This window comes from Novilysobacter longmucuonensis (assembly GCF_046600735.1).
Classification (GTDB): domain Bacteria; phylum Pseudomonadota; class Gammaproteobacteria; order Xanthomonadales; family Xanthomonadaceae; genus Novilysobacter_A; species Novilysobacter_A longmucuonensis.
On record NZ_JBJMAW010000001.1, the window covers coordinates 164,416 to 181,616 of the forward strand.

Annotated in this window: 17 protein-coding genes and 1 tRNA gene; 15 read left to right on the forward strand and 3 right to left on the reverse strand. The window is 68.4% G+C overall.

Features of this window, described 5'->3' with window-relative positions; translation table 11 throughout:
* Window positions 1–39: 39 nt before the first annotated feature.
* From rpe to ACJQWM_RS00825, 7 genes are all read left to right on the forward strand, one after another.
* Window positions 40–741, forward strand: coding sequence for a ribulose-phosphate 3-epimerase (gene rpe, locus ACJQWM_RS00795; RefSeq protein WP_411306608.1), 702 nt, complete (start codon window positions 40–42; stop codon window positions 739–741).
* Window positions 742–930: 189 nt separating this feature from the next.
* Window positions 931–1,944, forward strand: coding sequence for a lipid kinase YegS (yegS, locus tag ACJQWM_RS00800; RefSeq protein ID WP_332704329.1), 1,014 nt, complete (start codon window positions 931–933; stop codon window positions 1,942–1,944).
* Window positions 1,945–2,095: 151 nt separating this feature from the next.
* Entirely contained in the window at window positions 2,096–3,616 is a 1,521-nt protein-coding gene (gene trpE / locus ACJQWM_RS00805; RefSeq protein WP_332704331.1) for an anthranilate synthase component I, read from the forward strand.
* Between the two features lies 1 nt (window position 3,617).
* Window positions 3,618–4,196 (forward strand): anthranilate synthase component II, encoded by a 579-nt coding sequence (locus ACJQWM_RS00810; protein WP_332704333.1) that lies wholly within the window; start codon window positions 3,618–3,620, stop codon window positions 4,194–4,196.
* A 111-nt stretch (window positions 4,197–4,307) separates the two neighbouring features.
* The gene (trpD, locus tag ACJQWM_RS00815) at window positions 4,308–5,342 is read left to right on the forward strand and encodes an anthranilate phosphoribosyltransferase (RefSeq protein ID WP_411306609.1); all 1,035 of its coding nucleotides are present in this window, start codon (window positions 4,308–4,310) and stop codon (window positions 5,340–5,342) included.
* A 139-nt stretch (window positions 5,343–5,481) separates the two neighbouring features.
* Window positions 5,482–6,273, forward strand: coding sequence for an indole-3-glycerol phosphate synthase TrpC (gene trpC, locus ACJQWM_RS00820; protein WP_332704335.1), 792 nt, complete (start codon window positions 5,482–5,484; stop codon window positions 6,271–6,273).
* Window positions 6,270–7,016 (forward strand): haloacid dehalogenase-like hydrolase, encoded by a 747-nt coding sequence (locus tag ACJQWM_RS00825; protein WP_332704337.1) that lies wholly within the window; start codon window positions 6,270–6,272, stop codon window positions 7,014–7,016. The genes trpC and ACJQWM_RS00825 overlap by 4 nt, the downstream gene beginning before the upstream one ends.
* 304 nt (window positions 7,017–7,320) lie before the next feature.
* Here the strand turns inward: ACJQWM_RS00825 and crp are convergent, their stop codons facing one another.
* Complete coding sequence (gene crp / locus ACJQWM_RS00830; protein ID WP_332704339.1) at window positions 7,321–8,010, reverse strand: cAMP-activated global transcriptional regulator CRP; 690 nt, start codon at window positions 8,008–8,010, stop codon at window positions 7,321–7,323.
* Window positions 8,011–8,192: 182 nt separating this feature from the next.
* Between crp and speD the strand changes: the two genes are divergently transcribed.
* Entirely contained in the window at window positions 8,193–8,984 is a 792-nt protein-coding gene (gene speD / locus ACJQWM_RS00835; RefSeq protein ID WP_332704341.1) for an adenosylmethionine decarboxylase, read from the forward strand.
* 140 nt (window positions 8,985–9,124) lie between these two features.
* Here the strand turns inward: speD and coq7 are convergent, their stop codons facing one another.
* Complete coding sequence (gene coq7 / locus ACJQWM_RS00840; protein ID WP_332704342.1) at window positions 9,125–9,766, reverse strand: 2-polyprenyl-3-methyl-6-methoxy-1,4-benzoquinone monooxygenase; 642 nt, start codon at window positions 9,764–9,766, stop codon at window positions 9,125–9,127.
* 9 nt (window positions 9,767–9,775) lie between these two features.
* Entirely contained in the window at window positions 9,776–10,987 is a 1,212-nt protein-coding gene (locus tag ACJQWM_RS00845) for a (Fe-S)-binding protein (protein WP_332704344.1), read from the reverse strand.
* Window positions 10,988–11,169: 182 nt separating this feature from the next.
* Here ACJQWM_RS00845 and rplM point away from each other — a divergent pair, with 182 nt between their 5' ends.
* From rplM to dnaG, 7 genes are all read left to right on the forward strand, one after another.
* Window positions 11,170–11,598, forward strand: a complete 429-nt coding sequence (rplM, locus tag ACJQWM_RS00850) for a 50S ribosomal protein L13 (RefSeq protein ID WP_332704346.1) — start codon at window positions 11,170–11,172, stop codon at window positions 11,596–11,598.
* A gap of 56 nt (window positions 11,599–11,654) precedes the next feature.
* A complete protein-coding gene (gene rpsI / locus ACJQWM_RS00855; protein WP_332704348.1) occupies window positions 11,655–12,047 on the forward strand; it encodes a 30S ribosomal protein S9 in 393 nt (130 codons plus the stop codon).
* A 48-nt stretch (window positions 12,048–12,095) separates the two neighbouring features.
* Window positions 12,096–12,170 (forward strand) — tRNA-Gln (locus tag ACJQWM_RS00860).
* A 179-nt stretch (window positions 12,171–12,349) separates the two neighbouring features.
* Entirely contained in the window at window positions 12,350–13,339 is a 990-nt protein-coding gene (locus tag ACJQWM_RS00865; protein WP_332704350.1) for a fumarylacetoacetate hydrolase family protein, read from the forward strand.
* An 84-nt stretch (window positions 13,340–13,423) separates the two neighbouring features.
* Entirely contained in the window at window positions 13,424–14,089 is a 666-nt protein-coding gene (gene maiA / locus ACJQWM_RS00870; protein ID WP_332704351.1) for a maleylacetoacetate isomerase, read from the forward strand.
* 236 nt (window positions 14,090–14,325) lie between these two features.
* Window positions 14,326–15,279 carry a YihY/virulence factor BrkB family protein gene (locus ACJQWM_RS00875; RefSeq protein WP_332704353.1) on the forward strand — a complete coding sequence of 318 codons (954 nt, stop codon included), beginning with the start codon at window positions 14,326–14,328 and terminating at the stop codon, window positions 15,277–15,279.
* Window positions 15,280–15,471: 192 nt separating this feature from the next.
* A complete protein-coding gene (gene dnaG / locus ACJQWM_RS00880) occupies window positions 15,472–17,199 on the forward strand; it encodes a DNA primase (protein ID WP_411306610.1) in 1,728 nt (575 codons plus the stop codon).
* Window positions 17,200–17,201 lie beyond the last annotated feature (2 nt).

Below are 17,201 nucleotides of genomic sequence, written 5' to 3' on the forward strand. Positions count from 1 at the left end.
CCATGGCCCCGACCGTGCGCCGGTCATTCCATCGCGGCCATGGGCCGCTCCTACAGTGAAGCCGCCATGCAATCGACCGTCATCGCCCCGTCCATTCTGTCCGCCAACTTCGCCCGACTCGGCGAGGAGGTGGATGCCGTGTTGGAAGCCGGTGCCGACTGGGTCCATTTCGACGTCATGGACAACCATTACGTGCCCAACCTCACCATCGGGCCGATGGTCTGCGAGGCGCTGCGCAAGCACGGCGTGACCGCGCCGATCGACGTGCACCTGATGGTCGAACCAGTCGACCGCATCGTGCCGGACTTCGCCAAGGCCGGTGCCAGCCTCATCAGCTTCCACCCCGAAGCCAGCCGCCACGTCCATCGGACCATCCAGCTGATCCATTCGCACGGGTGCAAGGCGGGGCTGGTGCTCAATCCCGGCACGCCGGTCGAGGTGCTCGACTTCGTGCTGGAGGAGCTCGACCTGGTGCTGGTGATGTCGGTCAACCCGGGCTTCGGTGGCCAGACCTTCATCCCTTCCGCGCTGGAGAAGCTGCGCATGGTGCGCGGGATGATTGACGGGCGCGCCCCGCACGTCCGGCTGGAGATCGACGGCGGGGTGAAGGCTGACAACATCGGCGAGATCGCCGCGGCCGGCGCCGACAGCTTCGTGTCCGGCTCGGCGATCTTCAACGCGGCCGACTACGCCGACGTGATCGGTCGGATGAAGGCGGCCGTGGCCGGCGCACGCGGCTGACCCGCGCCGCACCGGAGCCGCGGCGCACAATCCCGTAGAGCCGAGCTTGCTCGGCTGCCCCTGCCCCAAGGCCCCGCGACAGCCGGGCAAGCCCCGCTCTACCAAGCACGAGCGGCCGGCGGCCCCGGTTCACGGCAATTTTCCGCGCCGCTGCTAGCCTTCCGCACACCCCCTGACCTCGAGCCGGACATGCCCGACCCGCGCTGGTGCCTGATCCTCAACGGCAAATCCGCCGGCGACGAGGCCTTGCGAGAAGCGGTAGCGGCGATGCGCGGGCGCGGCATTGATCTGGCCGTGCGGGTGACCTGGGAGCATGGCGACGCCGACCGCTACGTCGACGAGGCGATCGCCAGTGGCACCGACACGCTCATTGCAGCCGGCGGCGACGGCACCCTCAGCGCCGTGGCCAGCAGCCTGGCACGCCGCGAGGAGGACGCCGAAACGCTGCCCAGCCTCGCACTGGTGCCATTGGGCACGGCCAACGATCTGGCCACCGCCGCGGAACTCCCCGAAGACCCGATGGAGGCGTTTGAGCTGGTACGCAGCAGCGCCGCGCAGCCGATCGACCTGCTGCGCATCGACAGCGGCGGGCGCAGCCACTGGTGCGCCAATCTCGCCAGCGGCGGCTTCGGCACCCGGGTCACGGTCGAGACCGACGAGGGCCTCAAGAAGATGCTCGGCGGCCTGGCCTACCTGATCACCGGCATCGCCAAGCTGGGCCGGATCGATCCGATCCAGGCACGCATCCGCGGCCAGGGCGCGGACGGACAGCCGTTCGACTGGCACGGCGGCTTCATCGCGCTGGGCCTGGGCAACGGCCGCCAGGCCGGCGGCGGCCAGGTGCTGTGCCCGGATGCGGTGATCGACGACGGCCTGCTCGAACTGACCGTGGTGCCGGAACTGACCGGCGAGGTCGGCGGCACCGTCGCCAGCCTGCTGACCGAAGGCAAGCAGGGCGCGCTGGACCGCGTCGCAGTGCGCGCGCAGCTGCCGTGGGTCGACATCGAAGCCGCGCAGCCGCTGACCCTCAACCTCGACGGTGAGCCGGTCGACTCCACCGGCTTCCACGTCGTTTGCGTCGCCCGCCGCGTGCGCATGCACCTGCCGTCGGGCTGTCCGCTGTTGCGCACCCCGGGCAATCCGCTGCCGCAGTCCGGCGGCGGCGACGCCGCCGAGCCGCCGCCGACGCTGGTGCCGGCCTGAGGGCGGCGGCCGTCGCACCGATTGCGCGAAGCGGCTAAAATGCCGCCGATGAGTCCCCGGGCGAACCCGCATTCCTTCTGTGCCGACACGGGTTGGCGATGGCCGTCGGCCGCCATCGTCCCCGCCCCGTCGCACCCCAAGGAAGTGCCGCATGTCTTCGTCCCACACGCTCACCGCCGAGCAGTTCCAGCAGCAGGCCGCTGACGGCCACAGCCGCATTCCGGTCGTGCGCGAGGTCCTGTCCGACCTCGACACCCCGCTTTCGGTCTACCTCAAGCTCGCCGACGGCCCGCACACCTACCTGTTCGAGTCGGTCGAGGGCGGGGAGCGCTTCGGCCGCTACTCGATCATCGGCCTGCCGGCGCAGCGCGTGTACGCATTCGCCGGGCACATGCTGTTCGTCACCGAACACGGCGAACTGGTCGAGAGCCGCGCGGTGGACGACCCGTTCGCCGAGGTCGAGCGCCTGCGCACGCAGTACTCGGTGCCGAAAATCGACGGCCTGCCCGGCTTCAGCGGCGGGCTGGTCGGCTGGTTCGGCTTCGAGTGCATCCAGTACATCGAAGCGCGCCTGTCCGGTGCCGACCAGACCGGCGGGCATCCCGTCGACGAGCTCGGCACCCCCGACATCCTGCTGATGCTCAGCGAGGAAGTCGCGGTGTTCGACAACCTCAAGGGCCGGCTGTACCTGATCGTGCATGCCGACCCGCGCGAGCCGCAGGCCTTCGCCCGCGCCAACCGCCGGCTCGACCAACTCGTGCACCGCCTGCGCAACAGCGGCGCGACCTACCCCGAAACCCTCGACTCCAATGCGTTGGACGAGACCGACTTCGTCTCCGGTTTCACCCGCGAGGGCTTCATCGACGCGGTCGAGAAGTCGAAGCAATACATCCGCGACGGCGACATCTTCCAGGTCGTGCTGAGCCAGCGCCTGAGCGTGCCGTTCAAGGCACGCCCGGTCGATGTATACCGCGCGCTGCGTGCACTGAACCCCTCGCCGTACATGTACTTTCTCGATGTCGGCGACATGCAGGTGGTGGGTTCCTCGCCGGAGATCCTGGTGCGTCTGCAGCATGATGATGCGGGGCGGGGCGAGGTCACCGTGCGCCCGATCGCCGGCACCCGCCCGCGCGGCGCCACGCCCGAGGAAGACGCCGCGCTCGAGGCCGAACTGCTGGCCGACCCGAAGGAGCGCGCCGAGCACCTGATGCTCATCGACCTGGGCCGCAACGACGTCGGCAAGGTCAGCGAGGCCGGCACGGTGCAGGTCGGCGAGCAGTTCGTGATCGAGCGCTACAGCCACGTCATGCACATCGTCAGCGAGGTCACCGGCACGCTCAAGGACGGCCTGAGCTACAGCGACGTGCTGCGCGCGACCTTCCCGGCCGGCACCGTCAGCGGCGCCCCAAAGATCCGCGCGCTCGAGGTGATCCGCGAGCTCGAGCCGATCAAGCGCAATGTCTACGCCGGCAGCATCGGCTACCTCGGCTGGCACGGCGACGCCGATACCGCCATCGCCATCCGCACCGCGGTGATCCAGGACGGCCGCCTGCACGTGCAGGCCGGCGCCGGCATCGTCTACGACTCCGATCCGGCAAAGGAATGGGAAGAGACGATGAGCAAGGGGCGGGCGCTGTTCCGGGCCGTGGCCGAAGCGGCGCGGGGGCTGTGACATGTTGCTGATGATCGACAACTACGACAGCTTCACCTACAACCTAGTGCAGTACCTGCAGACTTTGGGGGCGGAGGTACGGGTGATCCGCAACGACGAGCTGTCGCTCCCGCAGATCGAGGCGTTGGCGCCCGAGCGCATCGTGATCTCGCCGGGTCCGTGCACGCCGAACGAGGCGGGCGTGTGCGTGGAGGTGATCAGACAGCTCGGCCGGCGCATCCCGGTGCTCGGCGTCTGTCTGGGCCACCAGAGCCTGGGCCAGGCCTATGGCGGCGACGTGGTCCGGGCCAAGACGATCATGCACGGCAAGACCTCGCGCATCCGCCATGAAGGCCGGGGCGTGTTTGCCGGCCTGCCCGATGCCTACGAGGCCACGCGCTACCACTCGCTGGTGGTGTCGCAGGACACATTGCCGGCGTGTCTGGAGCTGACCGCATGGACCGACCATGAGGATGGCAGCGTCGACGAGATCATGGGGCTGCGCCACCGCGAGCATCCGGTCGAGGGCGTGCAGTTCCATCCCGAGTCGATCCTGACCGAGCACGGGCATGCATTGTTGAAGAATTTTCTGGAGCGGTAACCGCTTTCGTAGGAGCGGCTTCAGCCGCGATCGTGGAATCGTTCGTTGGTGCCGATTTTGGATCGCGGCTGAAGCCGCTCCTACAGACCCTTTGCCGACGGTTGGATACCCATGCCCATCACCGCACAAGAAGCCCTGCAACGCCTGATCGAGCACCGCGAGATCTTCCACGACGAGATGATGGACCTGACCCGGATGATCATCCGCGGCCAGATCTCGCCGCCGATGACCGCCGCGATCCTCACCGGGCTGCGGGTCAAGAAGGAGACCATCGGCGAAATCGCCGGCGCCGCCACGGTGCTGCGCGAGTTCTCGCTGCCGGTCGAGGTCGGCGACCGCACGCATCTGGTCGACATCGTCGGCACCGGCGGCGACGGCGCGCACACTTTCAACATCTCCACCGCCAGCATGTTCGTGATCGCCGCGGCCGGGGCCAAGGTCGCCAAGCACGGCAACCGCAGCGTGTCATCCAAGTCCGGCAGCGCCGACGTGCTGGAGGCCCTCGGCGCGGCGATCGAACTGCGCCCCGAGCAGGTGTCGGAGTGCATCGCCCGGACCGGGATCGGCTTCATGTTCGCCCCGGTGCACCACCCGGCGATGAAGGCGGTGGCGCCGATCCGCGCCGAGATGGGTGTGCGCACGCTGTTCAATATTCTCGGCCCGCTGACCAACCCGGCCGACGCGCCCGCGATCCTGATGGGCGTGTTCCACCCCGACCTGGTCGGCATCCAGGTGCGCGTGCTGCAGGAACTCGGTGCCCAGCGCGCGCTGGTCGTGTGGGGCCGCGATGGCATGGACGAGCTGTCGCTCGGCGCCGGCTCGCTGGTCGGCGAACTGCGCGGCGGCGTGGTGCGCGAGTACGAGGTGCACCCGGAAGACTTCGGCATCGCGATGGCGGCCAGCCGCAACCTGCGCGTGGACAACGCGACCGAATCGAAGGCCATGGTGCTGCAGGCGCTGGAGAACCAGCGCAGCCTGCCGCGCGAGATCGTCGTGCTCAACGCCGGCGCGGCGCTGTACGTCGCCGGCGTGGCCGACAGCATCGGCGACGGTATCGAGCGCGCGCGCGCGGCGATCGCGTCCGGCGCGGCGCGCGCAAAGCTCGACGAGTTCGTTGCGGCGACCAGGAACCTGGCGGCGACGTGACCGTTGATCGTAGAGCGTAGAGCGGAGCTTGCTCCGCTGCATTTCATCGGGAACGCCGGGCGGACAGCCGAGCAAGCTCCGCTCTACGAAGCCAGAAAGCTCAACTCAAAAACCCAAACCTAAGATCGCACCCTTTCCCATGACCGACATCCTCAACACCATCCTGGCGCGCAAGCACGAGGAGATCGAGCAACGCAGCCGGGTGCGCTCGCTCGCCGACCTGCGCGCACGCGCGGCCGACCAGCCGCGCACGCGTGGCTTCATCGATGCGATCCACCGCAGGATCAAGGCCGGCGAGGCGGCGGTGATCGCTGAGGTCAAGAAAGCCAGCCCGTCCAAGGGCCTGATCCGCGCCGACTTCGACCCGGCCGGGATCGCGCGCAGTTATGAGGCCGGCGGTGCGGCCTGCCTGTCGGTGTTGACCGACGTCGACTTCTTCCAGGGCAGCAACCTGTACCTGGGCGAGGCGCGCGGCGCGTGCGCGCTGCCGGTGCTGCGCAAGGACTTCACGATCAATCCGTACCAGGTGTTTGAAGCGCGCGTGATCGGCGCCGACGCGATCCTGCTGATCGTCGCCGCGCTGGAGGACGGGCCGCTGGTGGAGATGTCCAACCTGGCCCATGAGCTCGGCATGGACGTGCTGGTCGAGGTGCACGACATCGACGAGCTCGAGCGCGCCCTGCAGACCGACTGCCAGTTGATCGGGGTCAATAACCGCAACCTGCGCAGCTTCGAGGTCTCGCTCGACACGTCCATCGAACTGAAGGGCGTGGTGCCGCGCGACCGGACCCTGGTCACCGAAAGCGGCATCGCCACACGCGAGGACGTGGCGCGGTTGCGCGGCGCCGGGGTCGACGCGTTCCTGATCGGTGAATCGTTCATGCGCGAGCGCGACCCCGGCGCGGCGCTGCAGCGGTTGTTCGCACCATGAGCCAGGCCGGGCCGTCCGCCGCGCGGCAAGGTTATCCGCAGGCGCGCGAGGACGCGCCGCTGGTGGTGTTCGACTTCGACCACACCCTGTACGACGGCGACTCCGGCGGGCACCTGTTCAAGTGGCTGATCGTGCGCACTTGGTGGCGGCGGGCACTGGCGCTGCTGATCGCGCCGGTGTTCGCGCCGATGATCGCGTTCCTGCCGACCCGTCGCATCGGCATCTCCGGTTTCGTCTGGGCCGGCACGGTGGGGCTGCATTCGCGGCGCGATCTCGATCCGGAGATCGACCGCTACGTGTTGCTGCATACCGCACAGATCAAGCAGCGCCTGTTGCCGGTCGCGCTCGATGTGCTGCATCGCCATCGCGAGGCCGGGGACCGGGTGGTGATCGCCACCGGCGCGCCACCGGAGCTGGCGCGCGCGATCCTCGCCTTCGTCGCCCACGAGGACGTGCCGGTGGTCGGCACCCAGGTCGGGCCGCGGCTGGCGGGCATCGGTGCCAAGCGCCATTGCCATTCGGAAATGAAGATGACGATGCTGCGCGAGGCCGGTTATACCGGCACGGTCGCGATCGCCTACAGCGACAGCAGCGCCGACCTGCCGCTGTTGTTGTCGGCGCGCAAGCCGGTGGTGGTGAACCCCAAGCCCGGGACGGTCGAGATGTTCCGGCGGCTGCTGCCGGCCGGCACCCCGATCCTCAACTGGGGATGCGCCGATCGCGCCGGCGAGCCGGTCGCCTGATCCCAGCGCCTGTGTAGGAGCGGCTTCAGCCGCGAGCTCTTGGTTGGCGGCAAGAGCAGTTGACACGGATCAGGGCGAAAAAAGACGGATCAAAGCGAATAAAGCTTCTGTACAGACCTATCCGTCTTTATCCGTTTTCTTGCGCTCTTATCCGTGTCAAAGGATTCTTTTGATCTTCGAAAGGTTCGCGCCGGTCGTAGGATGGGTTGAGCGGAGCGATACCCATCGCGTTGGCGCCGCGGCGATGGGTATTCTCCGGATGAAGCCCGGGGAATACCCATTCTACAAGAACGGAATGGCTGCCTTACCCGCGCGTGCCGTACAGCACCACGGTCTTGCCGCGCGCGTGCAACTTGCCGTCGGCCTGCAGCTTCTTCAGCACGCGGCCGGCCATCTCGCGCGAGCAGCCCACCAGACGCGAGAGCTCCTGCCGCGATACACGCAGCTGGGTCCCGTCAGGGTGGCTCATCGAGTCGGGCTCCTTGGCCAGGTCGTGCAGCGCGCGCACGATGCGGTCGGTCACGTCGAGGAACGCCAGGCGACCCGCCTTGCGGCTGGTGTCGAGCAGCCGCCGCGAAATCTGCGCGCCGATCGCGTACAGCAGCTTCGGCGCGTCCACCGCCAGGCGCGAGAGCAGGAGCTCGTAGAAGCGTTCATGGCCGATCTCGGCCAGGTCGCAGGGCGTGCGCGTGCGCAGCATCACCTCGCGGTGGTCGTTCTCGATGAACAGGCCCAGCTCGCCGACGAATTCGCCGGGGCCGAAATAACCCAGCACCAGCTCGCGACCGTCCTCTTCCTCGGTGATGATGCTGACCGAACCAGAGACCACGTAATAAAGCGTGGTGGCCGGATCACCGGGCCGGAAAATGTCGGTGCGCGATGGATATCGGCGCCGATGACAATGCGCGAGAAAGCGCTCGATCGTGGCGGCATCCGGCAGCAACGGGCTGTTGGTGCGTCGCAGAGCAGTCAAGGGCGTAACCGTCGTATGCATTGGGCGTGGACTTGTGTGACCTTCCCGAGCTTAGGACGAAGCGACACCCCACGGCAAATCCTGACGTTCCGGGCGCCGCGTCATGGCCTCGGCGCGGCAGGTTGCGGACGCTGTCACGTTTTCCCTGACGGCCCGATTGCCGCATAATGGCCGGTCTCGCCGCCCGACCGGGACCCCCCACCATGGTCAAGCCGTTGCCGCGTCTGAGGTTGCAGGGTTTCAACAACCTCACCAAGGCGCTCTCGTTCAACATTTACGATGTCAGCTTCGCCGCCTCCGAAGAGGAGCGGCAGCGCTACATCGAATACATCGACGAGGCCTACAACGCCGACCGGTTGACCCAGATCCTGACCGATGTGGCCGACATCATCGGCGCCAACATCCTCAACATCGCGCGCCAGGACTACGATCCGCAGGGCGCCTCGGTGACGATCCTGATCTCCGAGGAGCCGGTGGTCGACCGCAAGGACGCCAAGGGCGTGATCTCCGACGCGGTGGTCGCGCACATGGACAAGTCGCACATCACCGTGCACACCTATCCGGAAACGCACCCCGACAACGGCATCGCGACCTTCCGCGCCGACATCGACGTGGCGACCTGCGGCGTGATTTCGCCGCTGAAGGCACTGAACTACCTGATCGAGAGTCTGGAATCGGACATCGTGGTGATGGACTACCGGGTGCGCGGCTTCACCCGCGACATCAAGGGCAAGAAGCACTACATCGACCACAAGATCAACTCGATCCAGGACTACCTGGCCAAGAACATCAAGTCGCGCTACGAGATGCTCGACGTCAACGTCTACCAGGAAAACATCTTCCACACCAAGATGCACCTGAAGGACTTCGACCTGGACCAGTACCTGTTCGAGGAGAAGGCGCGCAACCTGTCGTTCAAGGAGCGCATGAAGATCGAGGCGCGGCTCAAGCGCGAGATCGAAGAGCTGTATCACGGCCGCAACCTGGCCGATTGACTGGCTCTTGTAGGAGCGCCCCATGGGCGCGAACCCGAATCGGACAGGCGCGGTAGTCGGGTCCCGTCGCGCCCATGGGGCGCTCCTACAGAGGTGCCCGCACGCCGTGCTCCAAGCCCGTGCTCCAAGCCGCGGTCGCCTCAGATCCGGTAGGCGACGGTCTTCATCAGCTTCGACGCGGCCGCCATCAATGTCGGCACCGGCATCGGCAGGATGCGGGCGCCGGCCTGCTCGGCCGAGGCGGCGTGGCGCGCTTCGTCGGCCTTCATCGTGCGCAGGATCGCGCGGCTGCGCGCATCGGCCGGTGGCAGCGATTGCAGGTGCTCATCGATATGCGCCTCGACCTGGCGCTCGGTCTCGACCACGAAACCCAGGTTCCAGCCGTCGCCGCGCAGGCCGGCCAGCGCGCCGATCGCATAGCTGCCGGCGTACCACAGCGGGTTGAGCAAGCTGGGGCGGTCGTCCAGTTCGCGCAGGCGGTCGGCGCACCAGGCCAGATGGTCGGTCTCTTCCTGCGCCGCCTCCAGCAGGTGCGCGCGGGTGGTCTCGTCGCGCGCCACCGCGGCCTGGCCGCAGTACAGCGCCTGGGCGCAGACCTCGCCGACGTGGTTGATCCGCATCAGCCCGGCGGCGTGGCGGCGCTCGGCGTCCTCCAGCACGATCTCGGCAGTGTTGCCGGCCGGGTTGTCGCGCAATGCCGGCGGGGCGCCCAGCACGGTTTCCAGGGCGCGCTGCGCATCACTCAGCAGGCGGTCGAGCGGGGACAGGTTGCGAGTGTTCATGGCGGCAGTTTAGGACGCGGGCGCGGCATCGCCCGGTGAAAGTGGCGCCAGCAGGCCGCCGAGGAATTCGAGCGGATGCTGCACCGGCACTGCGGCGGCGTTGCCCAGGTGCAGCCGGCAACCGATGTTGGCGCTGAGCAGCCGGGTCGCGCCGCTGGCGGCGAATTGATCCAGCAGCGGTTGCCGGTAGCCGGCGGCGCGGTCGGGTTGAGTGAACATGTTGAGGCCGGCCGCGCCGCAACAGCCGTAGCCCGCGTCGAGTTCGACCACCTGCAGGCCGGGCACCTGCGCGAGCAGCCGGCGCAGCGCGGGTACCGACTTGACCGCATTGCGCTGGGTGCACGGCAGATGCAGCGCGACGCGCTCTTGGCAGGCAGTGAAGCGCAGGCGCGCCGAGTGCTTGTCCAGGAAGCTGAGCGCATCGACCACGGCGGTTTCGCCGTCGAGCGCCCGGGTCACCGACTGGTGACAGCCACTGGCCAGCGTCAGCACGGTGGTGGCGCCGGCGAAGGCGGCACGGTTGGTTGTCGCCAGTTGATCGGCCTGGTCGAGATCGCCGGCATGGGCATGCAGGCTGCCGCAGCAGGTCTGGTGGGGCGGTGCGATGGTGTCGATGCCTAGCGCGGCGCAGAGCCTGATCACGGCAGCGCGCAGGCCGGCTTCGTACGGGCCTGCCACGCAGCCGATGAACAACGCCACCGCGGCGCCGTCCGGCGCCGCGGTGGCGGCCTGCGCGGCGGTATGACGCACTGGTGGTCGCGGCAGCGGCCGCAGTCGCGCCGGCAGCCAGCGGTAGAGGTGGCGATAAAGCGCCAGCAGCACGTGCAGCCGGCGGGGGCGCGCGGCGAGCGCTTCGCCCCAGCGCTGGCGCCAGGCTGGCACGCGGCGTTCACGTTGGCGGGCTCGCGCGGCGACCAGCAGCTCGTCATACTGCACGCCGGCCGGGCACACGGTTTCGCAGTTGCCGCACCCCAGGCAATGGTCGAGGTGGGCTTCGCCGACCGGGGTTGGCTCGATCGTTTCCAGGGCCCAGGCACGTGCCAGCGCGATGCGGCCACGCGGGGACTCGGCTTCGACCCGGTCGCTGCCGTAGGTCGGGCAGGCCGGCAGGCACAGCCCGCATTGAACGCAGCGGTCGGCCAGCGCCACCAGCGGATCGGCTGCCCGTTGAAGCGGCGCCTGCTGGAGCGGCGGTCGGGGCGCGCGGGCGGCGGGGGACATGGCCGGCGATGCTAGCACGCGTTGCTGCGGCGACTGTCGGCCGGCTTGCGGCGCCGCCGGAAGGCCGCTATCATTCCGCCTCTTTCGTTCCACGAATCACAACGCGCGGCGAAATTCCGGCCAGACGTCCTAATTGGGATGCGCCGAAATCAGCCCGACCACGCACCTATAGAAGACCAGTAATGAAGACTTTCACTGCCAAGAACGAGACCGTCCAGCGTGACTGGTATGTCGTTGATGCGACCGGCAAGACGCTCGGTCGCCTGTCCGCCGAGCTCGCCCACCGCCTGCGCGGCAAGCACAAGCCGGTGTACACCCCGCATGTTGACACCGGCGACTATCTGGTCGTGATCAACGCCGAGAAGATCGTCGTCACCGGTAAGAAGCTCAGCGACAAGCTGTATCACCGGTTCACCGGCTACATCGGCAACCTGAAGACCGAAACCCTCGGCCAGGCGCTCGAGCGCCACCCCGAGCGCGTCATCGAGACCGCCGTGAAAGGCATGCTGCCGAAGAACCCGCTTGGCCGTGCCATGTACCGCAAGCTCAAGGTCTACAAGGGCGCCGAGCATCCGCATGCCGCCCAGCAGCCGCAGGTCCTGGATATTTAACGCGAGTTCCTCGCAAGAGCCCGCGCATCACGTGCGGACTTCCAAAGGTAGAAATCATGGCACTCCAGCAGAATTACGGCACCGGCCGCCGCAAGTCCTCCACCGCCCGCGTGTTCCTGCGCAAGGGTGAGGGCAAGATCACCATCAACCAGCGTTCGATCGAGGAGTTCTTCGGCCGCGAGACCGCGCGCATGATCGTGCGCCAGCCGCTGGAGCTGACCCAGTCGACCGACAAGTTCGATGTCAACGTCACCGTCGCCGGCGGCGGCACCACCGGCCAGGCCGGTGCGATCCGCCTGGGCATCTCGCGCGCGCTGGTCGAGTACGACGAGTCGCTCAAGGGCGAGCTGCGCAAGGCCGGTTTCATGACCCGCGATGCGCGCGAAGTCGAGCGCAAGAAGGTCGGCCTGCACAAGGCGCGCCGCGCAACGCAGTTCTCCAAGCGCTAAGAGTTGTTGCGCTAGAATCCTGTCTCTGGATGCACGTTCACGCTCCATAGCCCCGTCGCCAAGCGGTAAGGCACCTGACTCTGACTCAGGCATTCGGAGGTTCGAATCCTTCCGGGGCTGCCATACCCGCACAACAAAAAACCCGCCAATCGGCGGGTTTTTTGTTGTGCGACTGCCGGTCGGCTTGCGCGGTCGCGCGAGCCGGGACCCCGAGTCCCGAGTCCCGCAGGTCGCCCGACCCGCCCGACCCATCCGGTTACAATTGAAATCATCGCGCGTGGCGCAGGATTTCGAGGTTCCCGATGAAGCTTGGTTCTCTGAAGGAAGGCGGCCGCGACGGCACGCTGGTCGTGGTGTCGCGTGACCTGACCCGCGCAGTGCGCGCCAGCGGCATCGCCGAGACACTGCAGCGTGCACTGGAGGACTGGTCGAACACCGCGCCGCGCCTGAACTCGCTGTCGGATGCGCTCAACGACGGGCGTGCCGAGGGCGCCTTCGAGCTCGACGTGGAGGCGCTGGCGGCCCCGTTGCCCCGCGCCTACGAGTTCGTCGACGGCAGCGCCTACCTGCCGCACGTCGAGCGCGTGCGGCGGGCACGCGGCGCCGAGATCCCCGAGAGCTTCTATAGCGACCCGCTGATGTACCAGGCGGTCAGCGCCGGCTTCTACGGCCCGCGTGAACCGGTGCGGGTGGTCAGCGAGGACCACGGCATCGACCTGGAGGCCGAGCTGGTGATCGTCACCGACGACGTGCCGATGGCGGTCACGCCGGAATCGGCCGCCGCCCATATCCAGCTGGTCGGGCTGGTCAACGACGTCAGCCTGCGCGGGCTGATCCCCGGCGAGCTGGCCAAGGGCTTCGGCTTCCTGCAGTCCAAGCCGCGCTCGGCGCTGAGCCCGGTGTTCGTGACCCCCGACGAGCTCGGTGACGCCTGGCGCGACAACAAGCTGCACCTGCCTCTGCTGACCCACATCAATGGCGAGTGGTTCGGCGCCCCCGAAGCCGGCGTCGACATGCAGTTCGACTTCGCCCAGCTGGTGGCGCACGCGGCCCGGACCCGGCCGCTCTCGGCCGGAACCATCGTTGGTTCCGGCACCGTCGCCAACCAGGACACCTCGCTGGGTGCGTCGTGCTTCGCCGAGCGCCGCACCGTGGAGACGCTGGAGCACGGCAAGCCGCTGACGCCGTTCATGAAGTTCGGCGACCGCGTGCGCATCGAGGTGCTCGATCGCGACGGTCGCAGCCTGTTCGGCGCCATCGAGCAGCGCATTGAACGCCAGGCCGCGCCCTGATGCGCCGGCGCGCGGCGGGCGGCTGAAGTGAGCGGCGGGCATGACCGGCCGGCACCGGCAGCGGGCTCTGCGCAAGGTGGGGGCGTGAACGACCAACTGCGGCTGTATTCGTACTGGCGATCGAGCGCGGCCTACCGGGTGCGCATCGGCCTGAACCTCAAGGGCCTGCCCTACGAGACCGTGCCGGTGCACCTGGTGCGCGATGGCGGCCAGCAGCACACCGCCCAGTTCCGCCAGGCCAACCCGCAAGGGCTGGTGCCGGTGCTGCAGCACGGCAACCGGATGATGCGGCAGTCGGTCGCGATCCTGGAATACCTCGACGAAACCTGGCCGACCCCGCCGCTGCTGCCGGTGCTCGGCCGCGACCGCCAGCGCGTGCGGACACTGTCCCAGCTGCTGGCATGCGACATCCACCCGCTCAACAACCTGCGCGTGCTGCAGCACTTCGAGCACACCTGGAACGTGCCGCAACCCGAGCGCGACGAGTGGGTGCGGCACTGGATCGTCGAGGGCTTCGGCGCATTCGAGGCGATGGTCGCCGGCCATCCCTCCACCGGCGAGTACTGCGAGGGCAACACCCCGACCCAGGCCGATTGCTGCCTGGTCCCGCAGGTCTACAACGCGCGCCGGTTCGGCGTGGCGGTCGAGGACTTCCCGACGATCGCGCGCATCGACCGCGCCTGCCTGGCGCTGCCGGCGTTCGACCGCGCCCGACCCGAGCGGCAGCCCGACTGCCCGACTCCGCAGTAGCCGATTCTGCGCCACGTCGCAGTGCGGGGGCTCGTGGGCGGTCCACGAGCGGCCGGAAAAGCTCGCGGCTGAAGCCGCTCCTACAAGACCTCCGAGTTCCCTCCGCTGGCCGTAGGAGCGGCTTCAGCCGCGGACCCGGCTTGGCGCCGCCGCAACCGGCCCGAAAGCCCACGCGGCGCTAACCTGGCTGCCGCGATACTGGGAGTGACGCAAGCCGCGCCGCTGACGAGCGCTCCATGCAGCCCGACGACACCACAACCCCCCGGCCGGCCGAGGCCGATGACCCCGGCGCGATCGAGCGCCTGCGGGCCTTGCAGCAGCGCCTGGCGCAGAGCTGGCCGGCGAAATTCGTCCGGCGCTTCGTCGACTACGACATCCTCGCGCTGGCCGCGGCGCTGGCGTTCTACACGCTGCTGTCGCTGGCGCCGCTGGTGTTGATGCTGCTGTGGCTCACGACCGCGCTGTATCCATCGGCCCAGGAAGAATTCTTCCGCCAGGTGGGCCTGCTCGCTGGCGCCCAGGTCGAGGACACCGCGCGGCTGATCGTGGCCAATGCCGAAGATCGGCCGGGTGCCGGCTCGATGGCGGCGCTGCTGGGCACCGTCGCGTTGCTGTTCGGCGCCTCGATCGTGTTCGGTCAACTCCAGGTCGCGCTGAATCGCGTGTTCCGCAGCGATGCCAAGCGCCTCGGCGGCATGGCGGCGTGGCTGCGCAAGCGCCTGCTGTCGTTCGGCATGGTGGTGAGCGTGGGCTTCCTGCTGGTCGTGTCGATGGCGGCGCAGGCGGCGCTGCAGCTGCTTATCGCCTACGTGCCCGACCTGCTGCCGGTGTTCGCCGCGGCGGTGTCGTTCGTGCTCTATGGGCTGGTGTTCGCGCTGATGTACAGGCTGCTGCCGGACCGGCCGGTCAGCCGGCGCCGGGCCCTGCTCGGCGGCGCGCTGACGGCGGTGATGTTCATGATCGGACGCTGGGCGATCGGGCTGTACCTGGGCCAGGCTGATCTGGGCACCGCGTACGGGCCGGCCGGCGGCCTGGTGATCCTGCTGGTGTGGATGTACTACTGCGCGGTGGTGTTCCTGCTGGGCGCGCTGGTCACCGCGATGTTCGACGAGCGCGCGCGGGTGAAGCGCCGGCTGGAAGACGAATGCGCCGCGGCGGGGGTGTCGCCGGAGACCTTGCAGGCGCGGTGACGCTGATCGCCGGGTTGGCCGTAGGGTGGGCACGCTTTTTGTGCCCATTGCCGGTGGCTCGCGCCTGGTGGGCACATACAGCGTGCCCACCCTACGGCTTGCATGATGGGCGGGAGCCGCCTCGGACGGCGCGCGTGGCATCCTAGCGGCCGCTTCATCCGGATCTCGCGCCCTCGCCGGGCACCCGCACGCATGGCCCGCATTCCCGACGCATTCATCGACGATTTGCTCGCGCGCTCCGACATCGTCGAGCTCATCGGCACGCGCGTGCCGCTCAAGCGCCAGGGCAAGGAGTACTCGGCGCGGTGCCCGTTCCATGACGAGCGCTCGCCGTCGTTCACCGTCTCCCCGACCAAGCAGTTCTATCACTGCTTCGGTTGCGGCGCGCACGGCACCGCGATCAGCTTCCTGATGAACTACGACCGGCTCGAGTTCCTCGATGCGGTCGAGGAGCTCGCGCGCGGCGCCGGCATGGAAGTGCCGCGCGATACGCAGCAGCGCAACGCGCGCCCCGACAGCCAGGAGCTGTACAACGCGCTGGAGGCCTCGGCACGGTTCTTCCAGAAGCAACTGGCCGCCACCCCGAGTGCGCAGGCGTACCTGGAGGGGCGCGGCGTCGATGCCGATACCCGCGCACGTTTCTCCATCGGCTATGCGCCCGGCGGATTCAACGCGCTGCGCGACGCGCTCGGGGCCGACGAGCGCCGGCTCAAGCTGCTCGAGCGCGGCGGCATGCTGTCCAAAAACGACAGCGGCCGGGTCTACGACAAGTTCCGTGAGCGGGTGATGTTCCCGATCCACGACCGCCGCGGCCGCACGATTGCGTTCGGCGGCCGCGTCCTGCAGAAGGACGACGGCCCCAAGTACCTCAATTCGCCGGAGACCGAACTGTTCCACAAGGGCCGCGAGCTGTACGGGCTGTGGCAGGTGCGCCAGGCGCACAACAAGATCCCGCGGCTGATCGTGGTCGAGGGCTACATGGACGTGGTGATGTTGTTCCAGCACGGCGTGGACACCGCCGTCGCCACGCTCGGGACCGCGACCACGCCGGACCACGCCGAGCTGCTGTTCCGCAACGCGCCGGACGTGTACTTCTGTTTCGACGGCGACCGCGCCGGCCGCGGCGCCGCGTGGAAGGCGGTCGAGTCAGTGCTGCCGCGGATGAAGGACGGGCGCCACGCGTTCTTCCTGTTCCTGCCGGAGGGCGAGGACCCCGATTCGATCGTGCGCAGCGAAGGCGCGGCCGGGTTCGAGACGCGGCTGCAGGAGGCCACGCCGCTGTCGCAGTTCCTGTTCGACTCGCTGAGCGTGGACGTCAAGCTCGGCACGCTGGAAGGCAAGGGCCGGCTCGCCGAACGCGCCAAGCCGCTGCTCGCGCAGATACCTGAAGGCGCGTTCGCCGACCTGATGCGGCAGCGGCTGACCGAGCTTACCGGGGTCGGGGCGCGTGCCGGCTCACCGCAGACGCACGCGCCGGCGCAGCGCCCGCACGGTGGCCGCGGCGCGGCCGCGCCCAGACGCAGCCTGGTGCGCGGCGCGATCGGCCTGCTGCTGCAGCAGCCGGCGCTGGCGCTGGAGCTGCAACCGCCGTTCCGCTTCGCCGGCTTGCGCCAGCCCGGCGTTGCGCTACTGATCGAGCTGCTGCAACTGGTCGATGAGCGTCCCGACATCAGCACCGGCTCGCTGATCGAGCACTTCGATGGCCGCGAGGAGTACGCGGTTCTGCAGAAGCTCGCTGCGCAATCGCTCCCGGGTGAGGAGGCGAGCTGGCGCGACGAGTTCCTCGATGCGGCCATGCAACTGGAACGACTCACCTTGCAGCAGCGCATGGACGAGCTTCAGTCCAAGCAGCGCGAGAGCGGGCTCGACGAGGCCGACAAGGCCGAGTTGCGCTCACTGCTGCAGTCGCGGTTTGCCTGAGC

Excerpts from the sequence above, each read along its gene's own strand:
- crp (WP_332704339.1), bottom strand. The coding sequence starts at position 8,010 with ATGCATACGACGGTTACGCCCTTGACTGCTCTGCGACGCACCAACAGC.
- ACJQWM_RS00810 (WP_332704333.1), top strand. The coding sequence starts at position 3,618 with ATGTTGCTGATGATCGACAACTACGACAGCTTCACCTACAACCTAGTG.
- ACJQWM_RS00865 (WP_332704350.1), top strand. The coding sequence starts at position 12,350 with ATGAAGCTTGGTTCTCTGAAGGAAGGCGGCCGCGACGGCACGCTGGTC.
- ACJQWM_RS00845 (WP_332704344.1), bottom strand. The coding sequence starts at position 10,987 with ATGTCCCCCGCCGCCCGCGCGCCCCGACCGCCGCTCCAGCAGGCGCCG.
- speD (WP_332704341.1), top strand. The coding sequence starts at position 8,193 with ATGGTCAAGCCGTTGCCGCGTCTGAGGTTGCAGGGTTTCAACAACCTC.
- coq7 (WP_332704342.1), bottom strand. The coding sequence starts at position 9,766 with ATGAACACTCGCAACCTGTCCCCGCTCGACCGCCTGCTGAGTGATGCG.
- rplM (WP_332704346.1), top strand. The coding sequence starts at position 11,170 with ATGAAGACTTTCACTGCCAAGAACGAGACCGTCCAGCGTGACTGGTAT.
- yegS (WP_332704329.1), top strand. The coding sequence starts at position 931 with ATGCCCGACCCGCGCTGGTGCCTGATCCTCAACGGCAAATCCGCCGGC.
- ACJQWM_RS00875 (WP_332704353.1), top strand. The coding sequence starts at position 14,326 with ATGCAGCCCGACGACACCACAACCCCCCGGCCGGCCGAGGCCGATGAC.
- dnaG (WP_411306610.1), top strand. The coding sequence starts at position 15,472 with ATGGCCCGCATTCCCGACGCATTCATCGACGATTTGCTCGCGCGCTCC.
- trpC (WP_332704335.1), top strand. The coding sequence starts at position 5,482 with ATGACCGACATCCTCAACACCATCCTGGCGCGCAAGCACGAGGAGATC.
- trpE (WP_332704331.1), top strand. The coding sequence starts at position 2,096 with ATGTCTTCGTCCCACACGCTCACCGCCGAGCAGTTCCAGCAGCAGGCC.
- rpe (WP_411306608.1), top strand. The coding sequence starts at position 40 with ATGGGCCGCTCCTACAGTGAAGCCGCCATGCAATCGACCGTCATCGCC.
- ACJQWM_RS00825 (WP_332704337.1), top strand. The coding sequence starts at position 6,270 with ATGAGCCAGGCCGGGCCGTCCGCCGCGCGGCAAGGTTATCCGCAGGCG.
- trpD (WP_411306609.1), top strand. The coding sequence starts at position 4,308 with ATGCCCATCACCGCACAAGAAGCCCTGCAACGCCTGATCGAGCACCGC.
- rpsI (WP_332704348.1), top strand. The coding sequence starts at position 11,655 with ATGGCACTCCAGCAGAATTACGGCACCGGCCGCCGCAAGTCCTCCACC.